Annotated in this window: 19 protein-coding genes; 13 read left to right on the forward strand and 6 right to left on the reverse strand. The window is 58.4% G+C overall.

What is annotated here, in order from left to right:
* Positions 1 to 36: 36 nt before the first annotated feature.
* From ACR0NN_RS09085 to ACR0NN_RS09095, 3 genes are all read left to right on the forward strand, one after another.
* On the forward strand, positions 37 to 2,172 hold the full coding sequence (locus ACR0NN_RS09085) for a malate synthase G (RefSeq protein WP_170720667.1): 2,136 nt from the start codon (positions 37 to 39) through the stop codon (positions 2,170 to 2,172).
* An 81-nt stretch (positions 2,173 to 2,253) separates the two neighbouring features.
* A complete protein-coding gene (locus ACR0NN_RS09090) occupies positions 2,254 to 2,679 on the forward strand; it encodes a heme-binding protein (RefSeq protein WP_170685866.1) in 426 nt (141 codons plus the stop codon).
* Between the two features lie 133 nt (positions 2,680 to 2,812).
* On the forward strand, positions 2,813 to 3,592 hold the full coding sequence (locus tag ACR0NN_RS09095) for a gamma-glutamyl-gamma-aminobutyrate hydrolase family protein (RefSeq protein ID WP_170685865.1): 780 nt from the start codon (positions 2,813 to 2,815) through the stop codon (positions 3,590 to 3,592).
* 37 nt (positions 3,593 to 3,629) lie between these two features.
* Here ACR0NN_RS09095 and ACR0NN_RS09100 read toward each other — a convergent pair whose 3' ends face one another.
* Together ACR0NN_RS09100 and ACR0NN_RS09105 are read right to left on the reverse strand one after the other, a co-directional pair.
* Positions 3,630 to 5,870 carry a molybdopterin cofactor-binding domain-containing protein gene (locus ACR0NN_RS09100; RefSeq protein ID WP_170720665.1) on the reverse strand — a complete coding sequence of 747 codons (2,241 nt, stop codon included), beginning with the start codon at positions 5,868 to 5,870 and terminating at the stop codon, positions 3,630 to 3,632.
* Between the two features lie 3 nt (positions 5,871 to 5,873).
* Entirely contained in the window at positions 5,874 to 6,338 is a 465-nt protein-coding gene (locus ACR0NN_RS09105) for a (2Fe-2S)-binding protein (RefSeq protein ID WP_480684451.1), read from the reverse strand.
* Between the two features lie 99 nt (positions 6,339 to 6,437).
* On the opposite strand from ACR0NN_RS09105, the gene ACR0NN_RS09110 reads away from it, so the two are divergent.
* A complete protein-coding gene (locus ACR0NN_RS09110) occupies positions 6,438 to 7,016 on the forward strand; it encodes a TetR/AcrR family transcriptional regulator (protein WP_170720661.1) in 579 nt (192 codons plus the stop codon).
* On the opposite strand, the gene kynU is transcribed toward ACR0NN_RS09110, so the two are convergent.
* Entirely contained in the window at positions 7,009 to 8,202 is a 1,194-nt protein-coding gene (gene kynU / locus ACR0NN_RS09115; protein ID WP_170720657.1) for a kynureninase, read from the reverse strand. The two genes, ACR0NN_RS09110 and kynU, sit on opposite strands and share 8 nt — an antisense overlap.
* 216 nt (positions 8,203 to 8,418) lie before the next feature.
* Here kynU and ACR0NN_RS09120 point away from each other — a divergent pair, with 216 nt between their 5' ends.
* The 6 genes from ACR0NN_RS09120 to ACR0NN_RS09145 all read left to right on the forward strand — a co-directional run bounded on the left by ACR0NN_RS09120 (position 8,419) and on the right by ACR0NN_RS09145 (position 15,145).
* Positions 8,419 to 8,868 (forward strand): methyltransferase family protein, encoded by a 450-nt coding sequence (locus ACR0NN_RS09120; RefSeq protein WP_170720654.1) that lies wholly within the window; start codon positions 8,419 to 8,421, stop codon positions 8,866 to 8,868.
* Positions 8,869 to 9,000: 132 nt separating this feature from the next.
* The gene (locus ACR0NN_RS09125; RefSeq protein WP_170685859.1) at positions 9,001 to 10,572 is read left to right on the forward strand and encodes a Re/Si-specific NAD(P)(+) transhydrogenase subunit alpha; all 1,572 of its coding nucleotides are present in this window, start codon (positions 9,001 to 9,003) and stop codon (positions 10,570 to 10,572) included.
* 14 nt (positions 10,573 to 10,586) lie between these two features.
* A complete protein-coding gene (locus ACR0NN_RS09130; protein WP_170720651.1) occupies positions 10,587 to 12,041 on the forward strand; it encodes an NAD(P)(+) transhydrogenase (Re/Si-specific) subunit beta in 1,455 nt (484 codons plus the stop codon).
* Positions 12,042 to 12,195: 154 nt separating this feature from the next.
* The gene (locus ACR0NN_RS09135; protein ID WP_170720649.1) at positions 12,196 to 12,552 is read left to right on the forward strand and encodes a VOC family protein; all 357 of its coding nucleotides are present in this window, start codon (positions 12,196 to 12,198) and stop codon (positions 12,550 to 12,552) included.
* A gap of 107 nt (positions 12,553 to 12,659) precedes the next feature.
* Positions 12,660 to 13,937, forward strand: a complete 1,278-nt coding sequence (locus ACR0NN_RS09140) for a DUF3422 domain-containing protein (RefSeq protein WP_170720646.1) — start codon at positions 12,660 to 12,662, stop codon at positions 13,935 to 13,937.
* A 110-nt stretch (positions 13,938 to 14,047) separates the two neighbouring features.
* On the forward strand, positions 14,048 to 15,145 hold the full coding sequence (locus ACR0NN_RS09145) for an MFS transporter (protein WP_480684454.1): 1,098 nt from the start codon (positions 14,048 to 14,050) through the stop codon (positions 15,143 to 15,145).
* A 7-nt stretch (positions 15,146 to 15,152) separates the two neighbouring features.
* On the opposite strand, the gene ACR0NN_RS09150 is transcribed toward ACR0NN_RS09145, so the two are convergent.
* The 3 genes from ACR0NN_RS09150 to ACR0NN_RS09160 form a co-directional block, all read right to left on the reverse strand.
* Entirely contained in the window at positions 15,153 to 16,133 is a 981-nt protein-coding gene (locus tag ACR0NN_RS09150; RefSeq protein WP_170720640.1) for an ABC transporter permease, read from the reverse strand.
* Positions 16,126 to 17,133 carry an ABC transporter permease gene (locus ACR0NN_RS09155; RefSeq protein WP_170397107.1) on the reverse strand — a complete coding sequence of 336 codons (1,008 nt, stop codon included), beginning with the start codon at positions 17,131 to 17,133 and terminating at the stop codon, positions 16,126 to 16,128. Before ACR0NN_RS09155 ends, ACR0NN_RS09150 begins: the two co-directional genes overlap by 8 nt.
* Before the next feature lie 91 nt (positions 17,134 to 17,224).
* Positions 17,225 to 18,931 carry a peptide ABC transporter substrate-binding protein gene (locus ACR0NN_RS09160; protein WP_170720635.1) on the reverse strand — a complete coding sequence of 569 codons (1,707 nt, stop codon included), beginning with the start codon at positions 18,929 to 18,931 and terminating at the stop codon, positions 17,225 to 17,227.
* Between the two features lie 285 nt (positions 18,932 to 19,216).
* On the opposite strand from ACR0NN_RS09160, the gene ACR0NN_RS09165 reads away from it, so the two are divergent.
* From ACR0NN_RS09165 to ACR0NN_RS09175, 3 genes are read left to right on the forward strand one after another with little or no spacing between them, the layout of a single operon-like run.
* On the forward strand, positions 19,217 to 21,037 hold the full coding sequence (locus tag ACR0NN_RS09165) for an ABC transporter ATP-binding protein (RefSeq protein WP_170720631.1): 1,821 nt from the start codon (positions 19,217 to 19,219) through the stop codon (positions 21,035 to 21,037).
* Between the two features lie 5 nt (positions 21,038 to 21,042).
* Positions 21,043 to 22,209, forward strand: coding sequence for an acetylornithine deacetylase (argE, locus tag ACR0NN_RS09170; protein WP_170720628.1), 1,167 nt, complete (start codon positions 21,043 to 21,045; stop codon positions 22,207 to 22,209).
* Positions 22,210 to 22,230: 21 nt separating this feature from the next.
* Positions 22,231 to 23,397: a M20 aminoacylase family protein gene (locus ACR0NN_RS09175; RefSeq protein ID WP_170720624.1), complete on the forward strand. Its 1,167-nt coding sequence runs from the start codon at positions 22,231 to 22,233 to the stop codon at positions 23,395 to 23,397.
* Positions 23,398 to 23,411: the final 14 nt, after the last annotated feature.

Below are 23,411 nucleotides of genomic sequence, written 5' to 3' on the forward strand. Positions count from 1 at the left end.
GCATACCATCGCACACAATCGTAAGGGATTCGGAACATGAGCAGTAGACAGACCCGCAGCGGGCTGCAGATCGACCCGGTACTGGTGGACTTTATCGAACAGAAAGCCCTGCCGGGAACGGAAGTTTCTGCAGACCAGTTCTGGGCGGGTCTGGCGCGGCTGGCGAATGAGTTGGGGCCAAAAAACCGCACATTGTTGGAGAAGCGCGCTGATATTCAAAGCCGGATCGATGGTTGGCACGCAGCAAGGCGGGGCCTGCCAATTGATGCCGGTGAATATCAGTCTTTCCTGCGCGATATCGGTTATCTGGTTGAGGAAGGCGGCGATTTCGAGATCGAGACCGCCAATGTCGACCCCGAGATCGCTCTGACCCCCGGCCCGCAACTTGTTGTGCCGATCACCAATGCGCGCTTCGCACTGAACGCGGCGAATGCCCGCTGGGGCAGCTTATATGACGCGCTTTATGGCACGGATGCGCTGGGCGATTTGCCGACCGGGAAAGCCTATGACACCGAACGTGGTGGGCGCGTCATTGCCTGGGCCAAGGCGTTTCTGGATCAGGCCGCACCGTTGGCCCAAGGGTCCTGGGCGGACGTGTCCGGGCTGAGCGTTCAGGATGGCGCGCTGATACCGGCTCTGGAGGATCCGTCGCAGTTTGCCGGTTTCGGTGGAGCGGGTGAAAAGCCTGAGTTCGTATTGTTGCGCAACAATGGGATGCACATCCAGATCATGCTCGATGCGCAGAGCGCGATCGGTGCAACCGATCCGGCGGGTATTGCCGATGTGCGTCTGGAATCCGCGCTTTCAACGATCATGGATTGCGAGGATTCGGTTGCCTGTGTCGACGCGACCGACAAGGTTCAGGCCTATGGAAACTGGCTAGGCCTGATGGCCGGTGACCTGACCGAAGAGGTCACGAAAGGCGGTACAACCTTCACCCGTAAGCTTGCAGGGGATCTGGTCTATTCAGCACCCGATGGGGCGCAGGCAGCGCTGAAAGGGCGCTCACTGATGCTGGTGCGTAATGTGGGTCACCTAATGACCAACCCGGCCGTGCTGGACGCTGAAGGCCGTGAGATTGGTGAAGGGTTGATGGATGCGCTCTGCACGACGCTGATCGCTATGCATGACCTCAAGCGCGAGGGTGGAAACTCGGTCAAGGGCTCAGTCTATGTGGTGAAGCCCAAGATGCACGGACCTGAGGAGGTCGCGTTCTCGGTCGAGATTTTCGACGTGGTCGAAGACATTCTGGACCTGCCACGTAATACGGTAAAGCTGGGCATCATGGATGAAGAACGTCGCACCTCGGCCAACCTTAAGGAATGTATCCGCGCCGCAAAATCGCGCGTGGCCTTTATCAACACCGGATTTCTGGATCGCACAGGGGATGAAATCCATACCTCGATGGAGGCCGGTCCGATGCTGCCCAAGGGCGACATCAAGGACACGCCATGGATCGCGTCTTACGAGGACCGCAATGTCGATATCGGTCTGGCGTGTGGCCTGATTGGCAGGGCGCAGATTGGCAAAGGCATGTGGGCGATGCCGGATCGGATGCAAGACATGTTGGCGGCCAAGATCGGCCACCCGCAATCCGGCGCGACTTGCGCCTGGGTGCCGTCGCCCACCGCCGCGACTCTGCATGCCACGCATTACCACAAGGTCGACGTGCTGGCGCGCCAGGATGAGCTGGCCGTTGAAGGTGCACGGGGCACGTTAGATGACCTGTTGACCATTCCTCTGCTTGGTGGTCGCAATCTCAGCTCGGATGAGATCACACGCGAGATCGAAAACAACGCACAGGGTATTTTGGGCTATGTGGTGCGCTGGATCGATCAGGGGGTCGGTTGTTCGAAAGTGCCGGATATCAACGATATCGGTCTGATGGAGGATCGCGCGACCTGCAGGATCTCGTCTCAGGCGTTGGCCAACTGGCTGCATCACGATCTGATCAGTCAAGAGCAGGTGATGGCAGCACTGCAGAAAATGGCAGCTGTCGTGGATCGTCAGAACGAAGGTGATCCGACTTATAAGCCGATGGCTCCGGGCTTTGACGGGATCGCGTTCCAGGCGGCTTGCGATCTGGTGTTCCGCGGACGGGTGCAGCCGTCGGGCTATACCGAGCCAGTTTTGCACGCGCGTCGGCTGGAGCTGAAGGCGAGCGTAAGCTAGAGGCAGCGGCGGGAACGAGGGGGCTGTCTGCCCCCTCGCGCTCCCCCGAGGATATTTTTGGCCAGATGAAAGGGATCGGGCATGGTAATTTCTTTGCGGAAAGCACGGACAATCATTCGCAAAGCGCTGGAAAAAGGGCGTGAGATGGAGCTTAAGCCGCTTTCGGTTGTGGTGTTGGATTCCGGGGGGCATGTGATTGCGTTTGAACGCGAAGATGGCGCCGCGCCCGGGCGTTTTGCGATTGCGCATGGCAAGGCTTACGGATCGGTGATGCTGGGCATGGCTGGCACGGCGCAGATGCAGCGGGCCGAAGGACAGGCTTATTTCATGGCGGCGGTGAACGGTGTTTACGGGGGACAGGTTGTTCCGGTTCCCGGTGGTGTGCTGTTGCGCGACCGAAAGGGTGCGGTGATCGGTGCGGTTGGCGTAACCGGCGACACGTCAGATAACGACGCCCAGGCGGCGCTGGCGGGTATCGAAGCAGCTGGGTTGAACGGCGAGATCTAACACCTTTGCAAATGGTGTCGGGTATGTGCGCGGTTGAACAAGCGCTTGCGCTGCCATGCAGGGTCTGTGCCGTTGCGCGCGGCCAAGGCTGCCGATAGGTTTTGCAAGATACGAGCGAAACAAGGGAAATGGAATGGCGCGCCCCGTCGTTGGAATTATCGGCAATTCTTATCTGATGAATGATCAGTACCCGACCCATGCGGGTGGGACGATGAATTCCGAGGCGGTCTCGAACGTCTCGGATTGTTTGCCGCTGCTGATCCCTGCCGATCCGCGCTATGTTTCGGTCGATGAGTTGCTAGAGGTCTGCGATGGCTTCCTTCTGACCGGTGGCCGACCCAATGTTCACCCTGAGGAATATGGCGAACCCGCAACCGAGGCGCATGGCGAGTTTGACCGGGCGCGCGATGCGATCACCCTGCCGCTGGTTCGGGCTTGTGCCGAGCGGGGGCAGCCGTTTTTCGGGATCTGCCGGGGGTTTCAGGAGGTGAATGTGGCCATGGGCGGCACGCTCTATCCTGAAATCCGTGATTTGCCTGGGCGTCAGAATCATCGGATGCCGCCTGACGGTACTTTGGAAGAGAAATTCGCCCTGCGTCATGTCGTGAGCCTGACCGAAGGCGGTGTATTTCACCGCCTGCTGGGCGCGGCCGAAGTGATGACCAACACGCTGCATGGGCAAGGGATCAAAACGCTGGGCGAGAATGTGGTGATAGATGGCCATGCACCCGACGGCACGCCCGAAGCGATATATGTCAAAGACGCACCCGGCTTTACCCTGTCGGTTCAGTGGCATCCTGAATGGGATGCAGCAAATGATCCGGTTTCGCGACCTTTGTTTGAAGCGTTTGGGAGCGCGGTCCACGCGTGGTCTGAAGGCAAAGACGCAACGCGCTTGCAGCGGACGGCGTGAAAGGGGTGGCCCGGCATTGCACCGGGCCAACGGACTACTAAACCAACAGATCGAACTGCTTGTTTAGAGGCAGGCTGCGGGCGCGTTGACCGGTAAGGTCAAACAGCGCGTTCCCCAGTGCAGGCATTGACGGGGGTGTCCCGGGTTCACCAACGCCGCCCAGATGTTTGTTGGTCTCCAGTATCCGGACTTCTGTGACCGGAGTGGTTTGCATCCGCAACGCATCATAATCCGGGAAGTTGTATTGTTCGACCTCGCCATCGGCAAAGGTGATCTCTTCCTGGACTGCTGCAGACAATCCGTAGATCATTCCGCCGATCATCTGCGCCTCGACTGTCGCCGGGTCCAAGGCGAGGCCAACATCGCAGGCGATCCAAGCCTTGTTGATACGGATGGTGCCGTCTTCGTCCACAACTTCGATGACCTGCGCGACCGGGGTGCCAAAGCTATAGGCCATTGCCACGCCGCGCCCCACGCCATTGGGGGTCTTGCCGGTCCAACCTGACATCTCTTTTACGGCCTCCAGACACCCCGCAGCCGGGGCGAATTCGGACCTTGCCAACTCCAGCCGGAATTCAAGCGGATCACGCCCGGCGGCATGGGCCATTTCATCCAGGAAGGTCTCGTGGAAGAAGGCATTGTGGCTGTTGCCGACCGAGCGCCAGAACCCGACCGGTACAGCCAGATCGGCGACGTGACCGCTCATGCGGTAGTTCGGAACGGCGTAGGGCTGATTGAAAAAGCCTTCGACCAGAACCTTGTCGGGGCCGCCGCCAGCAAATCCGGTCACGCGTTCAACGGCCTGATGTGTCGGGGATTGCGAGGCGACTTTGCCGTCAATCAGGATAGCCTTGCCGTCTTTCACCGCGCCCCGCATCCGTGCCATTGCGCCGGGGCGGTAGAAATCGTGGCGCATGTCCTCCTCACGGCTCCACGTCGTCTGAACCGGGGTGCCGGGCATCGCCATGGCGACCTTGGTGGCGATCTCGCCAAAATCCAGCTCGCCCCGGCGGCCAAAGCCACCGCCCAGATAGGTGGTGTGGATTTCGACTGCGTCGGTTTCCAGACCAGCGGTGTTGGCCGCGCGAATTTGGATCAGCGTTGGGGCCTGATGACCGCACCACATGTCCAGCTTGTTGCCGGAATAAAGAACGGTGGCGTTCATCGGTTCCATCGTGGCATGGGCCAGATAGGGCACGGTGTATTCCGCCGTGATCTCGGTGGCGCCTTCGGGAAGGGTTTCGACATTGCCGTCATCGCGCATGGTCGAGTTCGGGTCATCATCAAACGCCTTGGCAATTTGCGCGAATATCGCATCACTTTCGGGCGGATAGGGGGCATCGCCCCAATCCACGTCAATCGCCTCGACCGCCTGCATGGCGAGCCAAGTGTTGTTGGCGATCACTGCGACACCCGTGCCCAGATCGACGATCTTTTCAACGCCGGGCATGGTTTCGGCGGCACTTGCATCAAAACCGTTCATTACCCCGCCCAGCTTGGGGTTAATACGGGCCGAGGCGAATTTCAGACCCTCTGGCCGCACGTCGATGCCAAATTCGGCGGTGCCGGTGGATTTTCCCGGAATATCGACGCGAGGCAGGGATTTGCCAATCAGACGCCATTCGGACGGATCGCGCAACGCAACCTCGGGCGGTTCGATCTGGCCCGCGGCCTCGGCCAGCTCGGTATAGGGAATGCGGGTGCCATCCGGGGCAACCACTGCGCCATTTTCGGTCTTGAGTTGGTCGCGTTTCACACCCAGCTGGTCCGCCGCGGCCTGTTTCAATGTCTCGCGTGCGGTGGCCCCGGCCATCCGCATCCGCTCGAACCCGTCTTTCATCGAGGTCGAACCCCCGGTGACCTGCAGGCTAAGCGTTCTGCCCAGAACACCCAAAGCCTCGCCTAGGTTGTGCTGGAAATCCGAGATGTCATAGCCCTTGCCCGGCAGGCTTTCCCCCATGAGGGCGTGGTTGTAATAGGCCGCCGCAGCCGGGCCGTGCAAGACGCGGATATCGTCCAGTTCAACGTCCAGCTCTTCGGCGATCAGCGCCGCCCAGGTGGTCATAACGCCTTGACCCATTTCAGCGCGTGGTGCGAACAGGGTCACGCCCTGCTGATCGATCAACACAAAGGGGCTGAGCGCGGTTTCGCCGTCACGCGGTTTCAGTGGGTTGGCCGCGGGGCGGGTTACGTAATAGGCACCGAAGGCCACACCGCCGACGATGGCGGCTGAACCGATCAGGAAAGTGCGGCGCAGGATTTTACCGATGCTTGCCATGGATCAGGCCTCCTTCAGCTTGGATGCGGCGTCGTGGATCGCGGCGCGGATGCGAGGGTATGTGCCACAGCGGCACAGGTTGCCTTGCATCGCGTCGTCGATATCCGCGTCGGTGGGGGTCGGGTTTTCGGCCAACAGTGCCGCGGCCTGCATGATCTGGCCAGACTGGCAATAACCGCATTGCGCCACCTGATGGTCAACCCAGGCTTTCTGGATCGTGGCCATGGCGTCGGGTGTTCCCAGCCCTTCGATCGTGGTGACGTCGCCCCAGACATCCGAAAGCGTCACCTGGCAGGACCGCACGGCCTCGCCATCAATATGCACGGTGCACGCGCCGCAGGCTGCCACGCCGCAACCGAACTTGGTGCCGGTCAGTCCAACTTCATCACGCAGAACCCACAGCAGGGGTACATCATCAGGCAGATCAACCTGATGGGTCTTTCCGTTGATCTTAAGGGCCGTCATCATGGCGCACCTCACTTAGCTTTGACTGGTCGCTGACATATTTAATGAAAATTGTCAGACTGTCAATTGACAAAATGAACAAAAACTGTCAGAGGTTTTGCCATGACGAGTGCACTAGAAGATTCCAAGACCTCCGCCATCCTGAATTCGGCCTTTCAGGCCTTTGCAACCTATGGATTTCGCAAGACATCGATGGATGACATTGCAAAGGGCGCAGGCATGTCCCGGCCAGCGGTGTATCTGCATTACAAGAATAAAGAGGCCATCGTTCGTGAATTGACCCAGTTCTATTATGGGGAAAAAACTGCTGCTGTGGCCGAGGCCTTGAAAGGCACTGGATCATTGCCCGAGATTCTCGCTCAGGCGGTTCAGACGCAGTCGCAAGGGATGGCCGAGATTCTGGCCTCGCCTCATGGGCTTGAGATGCTGGATGCCACGAAATCCATGTCGACCGATATCGTGCAGGAAGGCGAGGCTGAACTGACCCGCCTGTATGCCGATTGGTTGCGGCGCGAGGATGCGGCAGGTCGTGCGCATTTGCCTGTCGGGCCGGATGAGGCCGCAAAGACGATCACGACATCGCTGAAGGGCGTCAAGATGACGGCCTCCAGTGCGGAAGAGTTCGAACAGGGTATCTCGCAATTGGCCGCGCTGTTGGGCGCGGCGCTTGAGGTCAGGTGACGCGCAGTCGCACTTTGTATTCTTCTTTGTCCCAAAGCCGTTTGCCCATGATGTCCGCCAATATGTCCACGGCCTGACTAACATCAGCCGCGTCGATATAGAGCGGTGCAAATCCAAACCTCATGACATCGGGTGCACGGAAGTCACCAATGACGCCTTGTGCGGCAAGCGCCTGCATGGCGGCATATCCTTCGGCAAACCGAAAACAGACTTGGCTGCCGCGGAGGTTCGGATCGCGCGGGCTGGCCAATTCCAGTTCAGGGCAGGCGGCCTCGACGCTATTAATGAACAGTTCGGTTAACTCGATGGATTTGGTGCGTACATCCGCCATGTCGGCCAGGTCCCAAATATCCATCGCGGTTGAAAGCGCTGTCATCTGAATAATCGGAGGGGTTCCAACACGCATCCTCTCGATCCCGGAGCCCGGGCGATAATCCAGATCAAAGGCGAAAGGTGCCTCATGACCAAGCCAACCAGACAGAGCTGGGCGAACCCGGTCGCGCAGATGTGGGGCGACATAGATGAATCCTGGCGCGCCGGGGCCGCCATTGAGATATTTATACGTACAGCCAATGGCAAAATCTGCCTTACACCCGGACAGGTCCACCGGAATCGCGCCGGCAGAGTGGGCCAGATCCCAGACTGTCACTACACCCTTCGCGTGGGCCAGTTCAGTCAGCGCTTTCATGTCATGCAAAAGACCGGTCTGATAACCTACCTCGGTCAACATCAACACCGCGACCTCTTCGGTGATGTGCGCCGCGACATCTTCAGGGTCGACAACACGCAGCTCGTAATCTGGGCCCAATGAACGCAACAACCCGTCTGCCATATAGAGGTCCGAGGGGAAGTTGCCGTTGTCGGACAAAACTACCTTGCGCCCGGAATTGAGTTCCAGCGCAGAGGCGAGCGCCTGATACACCTTGATCGAAAGTGTATCGCCGACCATGACGCAACCGGGTTCCGCACCAATCAGCCGCGCGATGCGGTCACCGAGCTCGGTCGGCAGGGCCATCCAGCCCGCCGCGTTCCAGCTTGTGCTCAGCATCGTGCCCCACTCGTCCAGCAACATCTCGCCAACGCGTGCTCCTGCTGCCTTCGGCATTGGGCCCAATGAGTTGCCATGAAGGTAAATGACGCCTTCAGGCAGATGGAACATCGATTTTGTGGCGGCGAAATCGGTCATGGAGGCTCTTCTGATTATTGTGGGTGGGGTTATTGCATTTGGCGTAGCTGATCTGAACCAACCTGTCCATTCCTGCCTCCCGTTGCCATAGAGGGATGGATTGCAGAAAATTATTGCAATGCGACAACCTGAGCTTTTGCCTTCGGAGTCAGAAAACGATAACACGTCGCCCAGAAACGACATACGCGGGGTTATGCTCCGCGTCAGAGGACAGTCATGCGCCTGATCGACACTCCACCTGTTTGGCTTGTGGGCTTTGCCGCGCTCGCTTGGATGCAGGCGCGCGCGTTGCCTTTGGGGCTGTCGTTGGACGGAGCAATCACGGATCTGCTGAGCGGCATTCTGATCGGAGGCGGTATTGTCTTGGCGATCCTGGCCGTTGTTGAATTCCGCCGCCATCGCACGACGGTCATTCCGCATGAAACACCATCGGCAATGGTGCAATCGGGCATCTACAAGCGCAGCCGCAATCCGATTTATGTCGGTGATGTTCTGATCCTGACTGGGCTGATCCTGCGCTTTGACGCAGTGCTATCGCTGGTGCTGATCCCGATCTTCGTCTGGCTGCTTGAGCGGCGCTTTATCATACCCGAGGAAGATCGGCTGCGCCGTACTTTCCGGGCCGATTTCGCCCGATATGAGCGTAAAACGCGGCGGTGGATTTAAGGGTGTGCTTATCATGACACAGCGCCAGAATTGCTGCGCTTGCGAAATAATCTTGCGCGAGATACATGTCTGCGTGACATTCTATGCTGATCACCCATCTGGCCTGAAACTAAAATTAGGGGGAACCGACTGGTGAAAATTGGGACGCCGAAGGAAACGTTTAAGGGCGAGAACCGGGTTGCGATGACCCCGGACTCGGCTTTGCAGTTGCAGAAACTGGGCTATGAGTGCCTGATAGAGAAGGGCGCTGGAGCGGCGGCGGGGTTTTCCGATGCTGCTTACAAAGCGGCGGGGGTTGAGGTCGTCAAGACCGCTGCCGCGCTGTGGAAAGCGGCGGATATCATCGCCAAGGTACGCCAGCCTGATGCAACCGAGCTGAAGCGTCTGACCAAGGACAAAACCCTGATCTCCTTCTTCAACCCTGCGGGGAATGAAGAGGGGATGGAAGCTGCCAAATCCAAGGGCGCGACCGTGATCGCGATGGAGATGGTGCCGCGTATTTCCCGCGCGCAGAAGATGGATGCTCTGTCTTCGATGGCCAATATCGCGGGTTACCGCGCGGTGATCGAGGCAGGGAACAACTTTGGCCGTTTCTTCACCGGTCAGGTGACGGCGGCGGGTAAAGTGCCGCCCGCGAAAGTGCTGATCGTAGGCGCGGGTGTGGCCGGTTTGGCTGCGATCGGAACCTCGACCTCTCTGGGCGCGATCACTTATGCGTTTGACGTGCGCCCCGAAGTGGCCGAGCAGGTCGAATCCATGGGGGCCGAGTTCGTTTATCTCGACTTCGAAGAAGAACAGCAGGACGGCGCTTCGACCGGAGGATACGCTTCGGTTCAGTCCGAGGAATTCCGCGAGGCGCAACTGGCCAAGTTCCGCGAACTGGCCCCGGAAATGGACATCGTTATCACTACGGCCCTGATCCCGAACCGGGAGGCACCTGAGCTTTGGACCAAGGACATGGTCGAGGCGATGAAGCCGGGTTCAGTGATCGTGGACCTTGCGGCGGAAAAAGGCGGCAACTGCAAGCTGACCGTGGCGGACGAAAAGATCGTGACCCCGAATGGCGTGACCATCATTGGCTATACCGACTTCCCCAGCCGGATGGCGGCGCAGTCGTCGTCTCTGTACGCGACTAATATCCGTCACATGATGGCCGACCTGACGCCCGAGAAGGACGGCAAGGTCAAGCACGACATGGAAGATGATGTGATCCGCGGTGCAACCGTGACCCACGAGGGCGAGATCACCTTCCCACCACCGCCGCCCAAGGTGCAGGCGATTGCGGCGCAGCCTAAAACCGAGGTCAAGGAGCTGACCCCGGAAGAGAAAAAGGCGCAAGAAATCGCAGCCTTCAAGGCGCAGACCAAGCAGCAGTTCACCCTGCTGGGGGTCGGCGGCGCGCTGATGCTGCTGGTGGGGCTGGTTGCTCCGGCCAGCTTCATGCAGCATTTCATCGTGTTCGTGCTGGCGATCTTTGTGGGCTTCCAGGTGATCTGGAACGTCTCGCACAGCTTGCACACACCGCTGATGGCGATCACCAACGCGATCTCATCGATTATTATCGTTGGAGCCTTGATGCAGATCGGATCGGGGTCATTCCTCGTTATTCTGTTGGCGGCGCTCAGCGTCTTCATGGCCGGGATCAACATCTTCGGTGGCTTCCTCGTAACCCGGCGCATGCTTGCCATGTTCCAGAAATCTTAAGGGAGGCCGGGTAGATGGAATTTGGCTTTACCACTGCCGCCTACGTTGTTGCGGCTGTTCTGTTCATCCTTTCTTTGGGTGGTCTATCGAACCAGGAAAGCGCCAAACGCGCGGTCTGGTACGGCATCGTCGGTATGGCGCTGGCGGTGTTTGCCACGCTGGTTGGCCCCGGTTCGGGCCTGTGGCTGCTGTCGCTGTTGCTGATCGCGGGCGGTGGCCTGATCGGTCAGTACGTGGCGCAGCGCGTCCAGATGACCGAGATGCCGCAGCTGGTGGCCGCGATGCACTCGCTGGTCGGTCTGGCGGCTGTGTTCGTGGGCTTCAACGCCCATTTTGAGATCGGCAATGTGGCGCAGGTCATGGCGATTGCTGACTCGGCGTCTCAGGCGGATTTGTCTGATCTGGGCGCGTTTGCCAAGCTGATTGCGAAGAAAACTCCAGCTGAACTGGCGATCCTGCATGTCGAGCTGTTCCTCGGCATCTTCATCGGCGCGATCACCTTTACCGGATCGGTCGTGGCCTATGGCAAATTGGCCGGCAAGGTGACCTCGGCGGCGACCAAGCTGCCCGGTGGCCATGCGCTGAACGCGGGCGCTGCGGCTTTGTCGTTCATTTGCCTGATCTGGTACACCAATTCGGGCGGCTTCTTCCCGCTGTTCCTGATGACACTGGCGGCGCTGTTCATCGGCTATCACCTGATCATGGGCATCGGCGGGGCCGATATGCCGGTGGTTGTGTCGATGCTGAACTCGTATTCGGGTTGGGCGGCTGCGGCGATTGGCTTCTCGCTTGGCAACGACCTGCTGATCGTGGTGGGTGCGCTGGTGGGCTCGTCCGGTGCGATCCTGTCTTACATCATGTGCAAGGCGATGAACCGTCACTTTGTCAGCGTGATCCTGGGGGGCTTTGGCGGCCCGCAGGGCGAGCAGATGGCCGTTGAGGGCGAGCAGATCGCCATTGAGGCAGACGGTGTTGCGGCGGCGCTGAATGATGCGGACAGCATTGTCATCATCCCTGGCTACGGCATGGCCGTGGCGCAGGCGCAGCAATCGGTGTCCGAACTGGTTCGCAAGCTGCGCGCCAAAGGTAAGAATGTGCGCTTTGCGATCCACCCGGTTGCGGGTCGTCTGCCGGGGCACATGAACGTGCTGCTGGCCGAGGCGAAGGTGCCCTATGACATCGTGCTGGAGATGGACGAGATCAACGATGACTTCCCTGATACAGACGTGGCCATCGTCATCGGGTCGAACGACATCGTGAACCCTGCGGCGCAGGAAGACCCCAACAGCCCCATCGCCGGCATGCCGGTGCTGGAATGCTGGAAGGCCAAGCAGGTGTTTGTATCCAAGCGCGGTCAGGGTACCGGGTATTCGGGTATCGAAAACCCGCTGTTCTTCAAAGAGAACACCCGCATGTTCTATGGCGATGCCAAACAGTCGCTGGACAAACTGCTGCCCATGATCGACTGATCATCTGATCTTGCTAAAATGCAAAGGGCGCCTTCGGGCGCCCTTTTCTTCTCTGCAATGCCGGGGGCTCTGCCCCCGAAACCCCGGGATATTTTGGGCCAGATGAAGCGTGCGGATGTGATAAGCTGGACCCGTTTGTGGCTGGAGGATGATGATGCAGAAAGTGAACGGAATAGGTGGTGTGTTCTTTCGCGCCCGTGACCCTAAAGCGTTGAGTGCTTGGTACGAAGAGCATTTGGGTGTCAATCACTATGACCCTGTGCCGTGGAAACAGAGCGAAGGGTACACAGTGTTTGCACCGTTTGCGGAAGATACCGGCTATTTTGGCAGGGCCGAGCAGCAATGGATGATCAATTTTCGTGTCGACGATCTTGCGGCGCTAACAGCTCAGCTGGAAGCCGCCGGAATCACGGTTGAGACCAATCCCGACTGGGACAGCGAAGTGGGAAAATTCGCCCGTATCCATGATCCCGAAGGCAACCCCATCGAGCTATGGGAACCAAATCAATGACATAGCGGAATTGTATACCGTTGTATCCTTGTAAGTATATGAAATAAAAAGATAATTGATGTATCCTCAATCTGTCTTATAGTGCCCGGGCGATACCGGAGCTTGCTATGACGCCGATTGACGACCATCCGCTGCGCTATGCGTTGGCAAATGAATTGCATGCACGTCCATTTCCGGTGGCGTCTACCCCATGCACCGTTGTGTTCTTGGCGATCAAGAAACCGGTCGAGGCTGCGGCACGAGACCGGGACGAAGATATGGCCCATCTGATCAATCTGTTGGACCGCCACGGCGCGCAGCACCCGCAACCCGGAGCCACGCATTATGCCGGTCAGATCGGACGGCACTGGTTGAAATGGGAACAACATACCGAGTTCGTGACCTACACGGCGATCACCCAAAATGTCAGCGACCGCGCCTTCAATCCGGCGGATTTCGAAGTGTTCCCGCCCGACTGGCTGATCGCAAGTCCTGGTCAGCGCGTGACGTCTGCAATGATCCGAGTTGTAGAGCGTCAGGGTGATGAGGCGGTACAAACCTCATTGGCTGATTGGTTCGAACCGGAAAGCCTGGCCGTGGCGAGCGTTTTGGACGATTCAGCAATCTGCGCAAGCGACTTTCGCATCGATCCGGCAGGGCATATGCGGTTCGCTATGTTTGTCAGCGATGGCGCTGGTCGCCGTCGGACCGGCAGGGTCATTCAACGCCTCTGCGAGATCGAGACATATAAGGCGATGTCCATGCTGGGTTTCGCGCGTGTCAAACAAATGACGCCTCGAATAGGCGAATTGGACAGCAAGTTGACCCGCTTGATGGGGCAAATGACCGACAACTCGGCCCATCCAGACGAGTTGTTGCCCGATCTTCTATCGACATCAATCGAGTTGGAAACGCTTTCGGCCCAATGTTCTTTCCGCTTTGGGGCCACGGGGGCCTATGAGACAATTGTTAATCAACGCATCGAAGTCTTACGCGAAGAAAGGTTCGAAGGGCGTCAGAGCTTTGCCGACTTCATGATGCGTCGGTATGATCCGGCGATCCGCACTGTGAAATCAACAGAACGCCGTCTGCAGGCCCTGTCTGATCGTGCGATCCGCGCTGGCGAGCTGTTGCGGACCCGGGTGGATGTCGAACGCAGCGCTCAGAATCAGGCTTTGCTGGAAAGCATGGATCGTCGCGCTGATCTGGCGTTGCGGTTGCAGCACACGGTCGAAGGGCTTTCTGTGGTCGCAATCAGCTATTACGCGGTCTCACTTGCTAGCTATCTGCTATATCCTTTAACCAAGGCGGGGATCGGCAAGGGGATGCTGACTGCTGCAATCACAATCCCGGTTGTGTTTGGCGTCTGGTTTGCCATTCGTCAAATCCGCAAGCGGTTGGAATAGTCGGCAATTGCCAATTTCCTCAGGACCTGTAGAACGGGCAAGATTTGTCAGGTCTCATATTGGGGTTTCCCGTGATTGGTATTGTTGCAGCATGGCGTGCTGTTGCCGCTATGTTCATCCTGAACGGTGCCTTGTTCGGCATTTGGGCCTCGCGCATCCCAGCGGTGCGCGATCGGCTTGAGCTAAGTCACGAAGCATTGGGCTATGGCCTGTTGTTCATGGCTGCCGGTGCCGTGTGTTCTTTTCCGATTACCGGCAAGCTGACGGATCGGTTCGGGGCTGTTGCAATCACGCGGATCATCGCAGTTTTGTACACGGCCTCGCTGATCCTGCTGGCGTTCGCGGATGGGTTCTGGGCGCTGGCCGGATTTCTGTTTGTGTTTGGGGCCTTTCACGGTTCGATGGACGTGGCCATGAACGCATGGGCGGCTGAGGTTGAGCAAGCCTATGACAAGCCTGTCATGTCATCCTTCCATGCAATGTGGAGCCTCGGGGCCGGGTTAGGGGCGCTTAGCGGCTATGCGGCAGTTCAGATGGGGCTGACCGTTATGCAGCATTTCCTTTTGGCAGGGGGGATCGTCGTTGTTCTGGCTCTGGCCTTGTCTTGGGTTCGATGGACGTCTCGCCAGTCGGAGGGGAAGAAAGGGTCGGTCTTTGTGCTGCCCTCAGGTGCATTGGTGCTGGTTGGATTTACCGCACTATGCGGGGCTTTGGGCGAGGGTGCAGTCGCTGATTGGAGCGCGATTTTCCTGCGTGACGAGACAGGTGCTGCAGAAAGCATCGCGGCACTCGGTTATGCTGTATTTTCGGTGACGATGGTGTTGTTCCGCTTGGCAGGCGGCTTTGTGATTTCCCGTTTTGGACCCGTGGCGACGGCACGTTTTGGAGGTATCTGCGCCGCAGTCGGCGTGTTTGCTGTGGTGTCAGCAGGTGAAGCGGGGCTTGCCTTGGCGGGATTTGCACTGATGGGGATTGGCTATGCAGTGATCATGCCTTTGGCATTCAGCCGAGCGGCCAACGATCCGGATGTGCCACCTGGGCAGGCCATCGCAAGTGTCGCGACATTGGGATACGGGGGGTTGCTGATCGGGCCGCCCTTGATCGGGTTTCTGGCCGAACTGATGACATTAAGACTGGCCTTTGCGGTCCTTCTGCCTTTGGCCGTCCTGATCATCGTGTTGGCCGGCGCGCTGAAGCGCGCCGACTGAAACTTGCTTAACGACCGCGAATACGCGGATCCAGAGCGTCCCGCAGCCCGTCGCCCAGATAGTTGACGCTGAGAACGGTCAGCGAGATGGCGAGGCCGGGCCAGAACACGCGCTCGGGGTACTGCTGCAGATAGTCGACACCATCAAACAGAAGGCGGCCCCATGTCGGGAAGTCTGGCGGGAAGCCAAGGCCCAGGAACGACAACGCGCTTTCAGTGATGATCGCAGTCGCAATCCCCAGCGTTGCCGATACCATGATCGGAGACAGCACGTTCGGCAGGATATGCCGTGTGATGATCTGACTGTTGCTGGTGCCGATCGATCGCGCGGCAAGGACGAATTCACGCTCCTTGATTGCCAACACGTCACCCCGCACGATCCGCGCGGTAGGCATCCACGAGGTGATGCCAATGGCGCAGACGATCAGGATGAATATCCCGCGTTCCAGCCCGAATGCCGCAGACAAAGGCTCGCGGAAGAGCAGCATCATGACCAGCAGCAAGGGCAACAGAGGCAGGGCAAGGAACAGGTCGGTCAGGCGCATCAGCGGTCCATCCAGACGCTTGAAGAACCCGGCAACAACTCCAATCAGCGATCCAAGGAACAGGGCCAGCAGCATTGCTGTGATCCCCACCGAGACCGAGGTCTGCCCACCCGACATCATCCGAGCGAGAATATCGCGGCCTAATTGGTCGGTCCCAAAGGGATGTGCCCAGCTAGGGCCTTGGTTCCGCGAGCGGATGTCGATCTGCGTCGGGTCGATGCTCCAAAGGTACGGCCCCAGATAAACTCCGGCGACGATGAAGATGAACAAGATTGCTCCGATCATCGCGCCTTTGTGGGTTTTGAACTGATCCCAGACATCACGCCACTGGCTGCGGGGTGGGGTGGCCAATTCTTCCATGACACCTGCCGTCGGCATCGCGGTCGAGGCTGGGGCAAGTCCTTCATCCGGGACCAGCGTATCGGTACGATCATGATCAGTCATAGCGAATCCTCGGGTCCAGAATGCCGTAGAGCACATCGGCGATCAGGTTGAACAGCACGATCAGTACGGCAAAGATGAAGGTCAGGGTTTGCACCATTGGCAGATCGTTGGCCTGAATAGCTCCGATCAGCAACTGGCCGATGCCATTCACCTTGAACACCTGCTCGGTAATGATGGCGCCACCAAAGATGGCCGGAATACCCAGAGCGATCACGGTGACCACGGGGATCATCGAATTGCGCAAGACGTGGACCATAACAACCGTGTATTCGCTTAGGCCCTTGGCGCGGGCGGTGCGGACGTAATCCTGATTGAGGTTGTCCAGCATAGAGGCGCGCATGAAGCGGGAAAGCTGCGCGGTGATCTGCAGCGCCAGAACCATGACCGGCATGATCATCTGCTTCAGTTGCACAACAAAGCTGTCCCAGCTATTCACCACATGAGTGGTGTCATAGATCGACGGGAACCAGCCCAGCTGGACCGAGAAGATAACGATCACCAGCACGCCCGAGAAGAAGGGCGGAACCGAAAATCCGACCATCGACACGAACGTACCCATCTGGTCGAACCAGGAATACTGGCGATAGGCCGAATAGATGCCGATGGGCAGGGCGATCAGGATGGCGACCACATAGGCAGTGCCGACAACCCACAGGGTCTGTGGGATACGCTGAACGACGATGTCCATAACGGGCGAACGGGTCTGCCACGAGATCACGCGCAAGTCACCTTCAGAGAAGGTGGTGCCAAAGATCGAGTCAACCAGCACCTGCGGTTCGATCCAGAAGAACTGTACGATCCATTTCCAGAACCGGATATGCATCGGCTGGCCGAGGCCAAGTGCCTCGCGCATCTTCTCTTTGACTTCGGGGGGGACGGTAAGCGGAACCTGCGCCATCGGATCGCCGGGTGCGAGTTCCAGGAGCAGGAAAATGACGAGACTGATGAACAGCAGTGTGGGTACGGCCAGCACCAGTCGTCTGATGGTAAAGTTAAGCATTAAGAGGCGCCTTTATGTGCGTCTTCTTGTTGGAGTGGTCTGCAAATGACCGCGCCCCGAAGTTCGGGGCGCGATTTTGCAAGGCTAACGCTTAGGAACCGGTTTTGCGGTACCAGTCCGCAATGTTCCACAACTCGCTGTCCCAAACATTCAGGACAACACCACCCAGTGTGTTTGCGTGCGCCGACAGACGACCACGGTGCACCAGCGGGATCATACCGCCGTTCTGCACGATGATGTCGTTCAACTGTTTCGCGATCTCGGCACGTTGCTCCAGACCTGCGGTTTCGGCCAGCTGACCATGCAGCTTGTCGAACTCTTCGTTGCAGAAGCGGCTGATATTTTCACCCTGCCACTGCGATTCCGGCTTAGGCGCCTTGTCGCACAGGCCGTTGCCCAGATAGGACTGCGGGTCGGTGCCGTTGAAGGTGTTGGCGTACATTTCAACGTCGGCATAGAACTTCTGGAAGGTATCAGGCGAGCCCGGGTCACCACCAAAGAAGACCGACGCGTTGATGTTGCGCAGTTCGGTTTCGATACCGATCTGGCTCCACCATTCCTTGATCAGCGCTTGGAAGTCCTGACGGACGGCGTTGGTCGAGGTCTGATAGACGATTTTCAGCGGAACGCCGTCTTTTTCACGCACGCCGTCGCCATTGGTGTCAACGATACCAGCTTCGTCCAGCAGTGCGTTCGCGCCCGCGATATCCTGCGTGTCGCAGCTCATCGAGGTCGAATTGAACGCAGCCGGGGCCGGTACCCAGTTACAGGTCACTTTGCCTGCCTGGCCATAGCCGATTTCCACCAGCAGCGGGCGGTCGATTGCCATGGACATGGCTTTGTAAACCGCAGGGTCCTGCAGGAACGGGTGCGGATGCTTGGCTGTCGAACGCTCGCCTTCCGGCAGGTCGGGCGACGGGTTGGTCTGGTTCAGCATGATACGCTCGACCAGCGGGCCAAAGCCTGCCACCGGAGTACCTTTGCCGCCTTCCTGCATCTGTGCGATCACTTCGGGCGCTAGCTGCAGGTTCCAGGCATAGTCGAACTCGCCGGTTTCCATCACCGCGCGGCCAGCTGCCGTCGCATCGCCGCCACCTTTGAATGTCACGGTTGCGAAGGCAGGTTTCGCCGGGTCGCGATAGTTGTCATTGGCTGCAAATGTAATCACGTCATTCGGCTTGAACTCGGTGACGACAAATGGGCCGGTGCCAATTGGGTTAAAGTTTTGATCAGTACATTCAGGGGCTTTTGCGCCCACGCAATCGGCGAATTGTGCTGCCTGAATGATCGGGCTTTCGCCGCCCACGAAGGGTCCGTAGGGGAATGGGGTCGGCGCGTCGAATGTGACCTTGACAGTCAGATCGTCCACGGCTTCGACCGAAGTTACGCCTTCGAACTTGGTCACCTGCGCGCAGCCACCTTCAGGATGCATGCAGTAATCAGCGGTGAACTTCACATCCGCCGAGGTAAACGGAGTGCCGTCCGACCAAGTGATTCCCGGTGCAATTTTCCAGGTGATCGAGGTCAGGTCTTCGCTGACGCCGCCATTTTCAACGGTCGGAATCTCGGACGCCAGATAAGGCACCATATTGCCGTCCTGGTCGTAGCGGGCCAGCGGTTCAATCACCAGCGAAGCGGATTCCACATCCTTGGTGCCGCCCGACAGGAACGGGTTCAGGATTGACGGGGCTTGCCAATAAATAATGCTGACATTGCCGTCCGATCCGCGCTCGGCGAAGGCCATCGGGGCCATTGCCGTGCTTGCAATCGCACCAAGCAAAAGGGTTTTGATTTTCATCATACACTCCATGTTGGACACATACGTGTCTCGATTATCTCCGCGATGCCCGCGGATTAGGCGTGGCCGGGCTGAGGTATAAGAACCTGAAATCAAACGAAAACGATTCGATCGCCAACGTGTTTCCCGTTCTCTCCCCAAAACGGTTACGGGGCGTATCGAAACAGAGTTTCGGAAAATTGCAAGCCTTGCGTTACGGAATTTGACCTATTGGTTTGACTTTGCCCGCCACCCCGCCTTAGCGTTTGGCACTCAATCCGAAAAGCCGCCAAGGGGAGAGCGCGCGTGCTGGATCAGCCTATTGCCCAGATCAAGAAACTACGGGTCGAATTTCAAACAAAGGACGGCCCGGTTGTCGGGGTCGAGGATGTCTCGTTTGAAGTCAAACCGGGTGAAACCGTTTGTATCGTAGGCGAATCGGGGTCGGGTAAGTCGGTCTCATCCCTGTCACTGATGCGCTTGGTCGAGTTCGGCGGTGGCGAAATTGCCGGGGGGCAATTGTTGTTTGATCGCCGCGATGGCGAAGAATTGGACCTGTCTGGTGCAGATCAGGATCTCATGAAGCAGATTCGCGGAAATGAGATCGGAATGATCTTTCAGGAGCCGATGACCGCTCTGAACCCCGTATTTACCGTTGGGCGGCAGCTGACTGAAGGGTTGCGAATCCACAAGGACATGAGCAAATCGCAGGCCGAGGAACGCGCGCTGGAGCTGCTGCGACAGGTGCGCATCCCCGAGCCGGAACGGCGTCTGAAGCAGTATCCGCATGAGCTGTCCGGCGGTATGCGCCAGCGCGTGGTGATCGCCATGGCCATGGCGTGCGAGCCGCGCCTGCTGATCGCGGATGAGCCCACCACGGCGTTGGATGTGACCATTCAGGCCGAGATTCTGGCGCTGATGGATCGGCTTAAGCGAGAAACCGGCACAGCGGTGATGTTTATCACCCATGATATGGCTGTGGTCGCGCAGATGGCGGACCGTGTCGTGGTCATGTTCCGGGGCAACAAGGTTGAAGAGGGCACGGTCACAGAAATCTTTGAAAACCCTCAGCACGACTACACCAAAGCGCTGCTGGCAGCGGTTCCAAAACTGGGTGAGATGCAGGGCAAGGCCGCACCTGAGCCCATGAAACTGCTGGGCGAGGAAGGTCAAACCATTGCGCCGATCCCGGGCACCAATGAGGTGCTGCTGACAGTCAAGAACCTGACCACGCGCTTTGCGGTCAAGGGCGGATTGCTGCGTCGGACGATATCGAATGTGCATGCGGTCGAGGATGTCTCGTTCACATTGAACCGGGGCCAGACGTTGAGCCTTGTGGGAGAATCGGGTTGCGGCAAATCCTCGGCAGGGCGCTCGATCCTGCGACTGGTCGAGCCGATGGCGGGCGAGGTTGATCTGGACGGGGTCGACATCATGAAGCTGGATCAGGCTGGCCTACGCAAGGCGAGGCTGGACATGCAGATGATCTTTCAGGATCCATTCGCCTCGCTGAATCCGCAGATGCAGTTGGTCGATCAGGTCGCCGAGCCAATGCGTAACTATGGCGTCGCGTCGGGGTCCGAACTGCAGGACCGCGTGGCGCAGCTGTTTGACAAAGTGCAACTGCCGCGCAGCTTCATGCGCCGCTTCCCGCATGAGATGTCGGGCGGTCAGCGTCAGCGGATCGCGATTGCGCGTGCATTGGCGCTGAACCCCAAGCTGATCATCGCAGATGAGGCTGTATCGGCACTGGATGTATCGGTTCAGGCGCAGGTGCTGAACCTTATGATGGAACTTCAGTCCGAGCTTGGCCTCAGCTATCTGTTCATCAGCCACGATATGGCCGTGGTTGAGCGTGTCAGCCACCATGTCGGCGTGATGTATCTGGGCCGCATCGTTGAACTCGGTCCGCGCGCCCGCGTCTTTGAGAACCCGCAACACGCCTATACTCAGGCGCTGATGAAGGCGGTTCCGATTGCGGACCCGAACAAGCGGAAATCGGAAAAAGACCTGAACTTCAAACCGATCCCGTCGCCCATACATCCGATTGGATACTTACCCGAACCCTCGCAATACAACGAGGTTGAACCGGGGCATTTCGTTCTGACCACTGACAGCGGATATTGATCCTCATGGCTGAGCGCCTGTCTCCGCTGGATATCATGACAAAGTTGATCTCGTTCCCGACCGTGAGCCGGGATACAAACCTGCCGCTTGTGGATTGGGTTGAAGGGTATCTTGAAAGTCACGGGATCGAATCCCATCGTTGGCCCGATCCGGATCAACCCCATAAGGCCGCATTGTTTGCACATGTAGGCCCTTGGGAAGAGGGTGCGATTGTCCTGTCGGGCCACACGGATGTGGTGCCGGTGGATGGCCAGCCCTGGGATTCCGACCCGTTTGTGGTGACCGAGAAAGACGGGAAATATTACGGGCGCGGCACCTGCGATATGAAGGGCTTTGACGCGCTGGCCATCTGGGCGTTGGTTGAGGCGCATCACGCTGATATCAAACGCCCGCTGCAACTTGCGCTCAGCTTCGATGAAGAGGTTGGCTGCACTGGCGCTCCGCCGATGATTGAGGCGATGCAGAAAGTGCTGCCCAAGGGATCAGCGGTGATCGTGGGCGAACCTTCGGTGATGCAGGCTGTCACGGGCCATAAGGGCGGGTTCGGTTATGACACGCATGTCGTCGGGTTTGAGGTCCACAGCTCGATCATGCATACGGGCGTCAATGCGATCATGGAAGCCGCGCCTCTGATAGATTGGGCCAATTCGCGCAATACCGAGAACCGAGCAGCTAAACCTTCGGACATAGCGGCTGTATTCGACCCGCCCTGGACCACCTGCCATGTGGGTATGATCGACGGGGGAACTGCGCATAATATCACTGCCAAGGATTGCCGGTTCATGATGGATTTCCGGGTCGTTCCGGGCGAGAGCGCCGCGCAGTGGCGCGAGGCTTATCTTGAGCAGGTCCGGCAGGCCGAAGCGCGAATGCAGACCGTTCATCCTGAGGCCCGAATTGATGTGACCGACCACTTCGCTGTGCCCGCGCTGGTGCCCGAGCATGAAGGCGAGGCCGAAATGCTGGTGCGCGCTCTGACCGGGGATAACGCCACGCATGTTGTGAGCTACGGCACCGAGGCGGGACAGTTTCAAGAGGCCGGGTATTCAGCTGTTATCTGTGGTCCTGGCGACATTGCGCAGGCGCATCAACCAAATGAATTTATAGAGATTTCTCAATTCAACGCAGGTCACAAATTCATGGAGCGACTGGTACAGCGACTTTGTGAATAAGACCCCGAAGGGAGTTCCAAGATGCCTGTCAAGAACCGGCTGGCCGAGATGCATGGCGAGATCACCAAATGGCGTCGCCATCTGCATATGCATCCCGAGCTGATGTATGATGTCGAAGAAACCGCAGGCTTCGTTGTCGAGCGCCTGAAAGAATTCGGCGTTGACGACATAACGCCGGGCATTGGCAAAACCGGCGTTGTTGCCGTGATCAAGGGGCGCGAGGATACCAAGGGCCGCGTTATCGGATTGCGCGCGGATATGGATGCCTTACCCATCGAAGAAGCGACTGGGCTGGATTATGCCTCGACCGTTTCCGGCAAGATGCACGCCTGCGGGCATGATGGGCATACCTCAATGCTGTTGGGGGCCGCGCAATATCTGGCCGAGACCCGGAATTTCGACGGCACAGTGGTGTTGATCTTTCAACCGGCCGAGGAAGGCGGGGCCGGGGGGTTGGCCATGTGCCAGGATGGTCTGATGGATCGCTGGGGCATTCAGGAAGTTTATGGCATGCACAATATGCCAGGGATGCCGGTGGGTGAGTTCGCTATTCGGCCCGGAGCATTGCTGGCCTCGTCTGACGAGTTCGAAATCGTGGTCACGGGAAAGGGCGGTCACGCCGCCGCACCGCATGAGGCGGTGGATACCACGCTGGTCGCCTCGCATATTGTTGTGACCTTGCAATCGGTTGTCTCGCGCACCGTTGATCCGGTCAAACGAGTGGTGCTGACCGTTGGTACGTTTGAAACTGACAGTGTCGCCTCGAATGTGATTGCGCATACGGTACGTTTGAAAGGCACGGTTCGGACGCTTGATTCTGAATACCGCAAGATCGCGGAAGAGCGCATTCGACGGATCGCCGAAGATACAGCCTCGGCCTTCGATGCAAAAGCCGAAATGATATGGACGCCGGGCTATCCAGTTACCGTGAATTCGGAGGCTGAAACCGTATACGCCGCCGAGGCCGCCGAAGCGGTGGCAGGCACGGTCAATGACAGCACCGATCCGATCATGCCGTCGGAAGATTTCGCCTACATGCTTGAAGAACGGCCCGGAGCCTACATCTTTATCGGAAACGGGGACACGGCGATGTGCCATCACCCGGAATACAACTTCGACGACGACGCAATTCCCGCCGGATGCAGCTGGTTTGCTGAGCTGGTGGAACGACGATTGCCCGTTGCCTGATTTGGGAGGATCAG

The organism is Ruegeria sp. BA2 (assembly GCF_056539605.1).

Coding starts and splice junctions, on each gene's coding strand:
- ACR0NN_RS09085 (WP_170720667.1), top strand. CDS start 37: ATGAGCAGTAGACAGACCCGCAGCGGGCTGCAGATCGACCCGGTACTG.
- ACR0NN_RS09090 (WP_170685866.1), top strand. CDS start 2,254: ATGGTAATTTCTTTGCGGAAAGCACGGACAATCATTCGCAAAGCGCTG.
- ACR0NN_RS09095 (WP_170685865.1), top strand. CDS start 2,813: ATGGCGCGCCCCGTCGTTGGAATTATCGGCAATTCTTATCTGATGAAT.
- ACR0NN_RS09100 (WP_170720665.1), bottom strand. CDS start 5,870: ATGGCAAGCATCGGTAAAATCCTGCGCCGCACTTTCCTGATCGGTTCA.
- ACR0NN_RS09105 (WP_480684451.1), bottom strand. CDS start 6,338: ATGATGACGGCCCTTAAGATCAACGGAAAGACCCATCAGGTTGATCTG.
- ACR0NN_RS09110 (WP_170720661.1), top strand. CDS start 6,438: ATGACGAGTGCACTAGAAGATTCCAAGACCTCCGCCATCCTGAATTCG.
- kynU (WP_170720657.1), bottom strand. CDS start 8,202: ATGACCGATTTCGCCGCCACAAAATCGATGTTCCATCTGCCTGAAGGC.
- ACR0NN_RS09120 (WP_170720654.1), top strand. CDS start 8,419: ATGCGCCTGATCGACACTCCACCTGTTTGGCTTGTGGGCTTTGCCGCG.
- ACR0NN_RS09130 (WP_170720651.1), top strand. CDS start 10,587: ATGGAATTTGGCTTTACCACTGCCGCCTACGTTGTTGCGGCTGTTCTG.
- ACR0NN_RS09135 (WP_170720649.1), top strand. CDS start 12,196: ATGCAGAAAGTGAACGGAATAGGTGGTGTGTTCTTTCGCGCCCGTGAC.
- ACR0NN_RS09140 (WP_170720646.1), top strand. CDS start 12,660: ATGACGCCGATTGACGACCATCCGCTGCGCTATGCGTTGGCAAATGAA.
- ACR0NN_RS09145 (WP_480684454.1), top strand. CDS start 14,048: ATGTTCATCCTGAACGGTGCCTTGTTCGGCATTTGGGCCTCGCGCATC.
- ACR0NN_RS09150 (WP_170720640.1), bottom strand. CDS start 16,133: ATGACTGATCATGATCGTACCGATACGCTGGTCCCGGATGAAGGACTT.
- ACR0NN_RS09155 (WP_170397107.1), bottom strand. CDS start 17,133: ATGCTTAACTTTACCATCAGACGACTGGTGCTGGCCGTACCCACACTG.
- ACR0NN_RS09160 (WP_170720635.1), bottom strand. CDS start 18,931: ATGAAAATCAAAACCCTTTTGCTTGGTGCGATTGCAAGCACGGCAATG.
- argE (WP_170720628.1), top strand. CDS start 21,043: ATGGCTGAGCGCCTGTCTCCGCTGGATATCATGACAAAGTTGATCTCG.
- ACR0NN_RS09175 (WP_170720624.1), top strand. CDS start 22,231: ATGCCTGTCAAGAACCGGCTGGCCGAGATGCATGGCGAGATCACCAAA.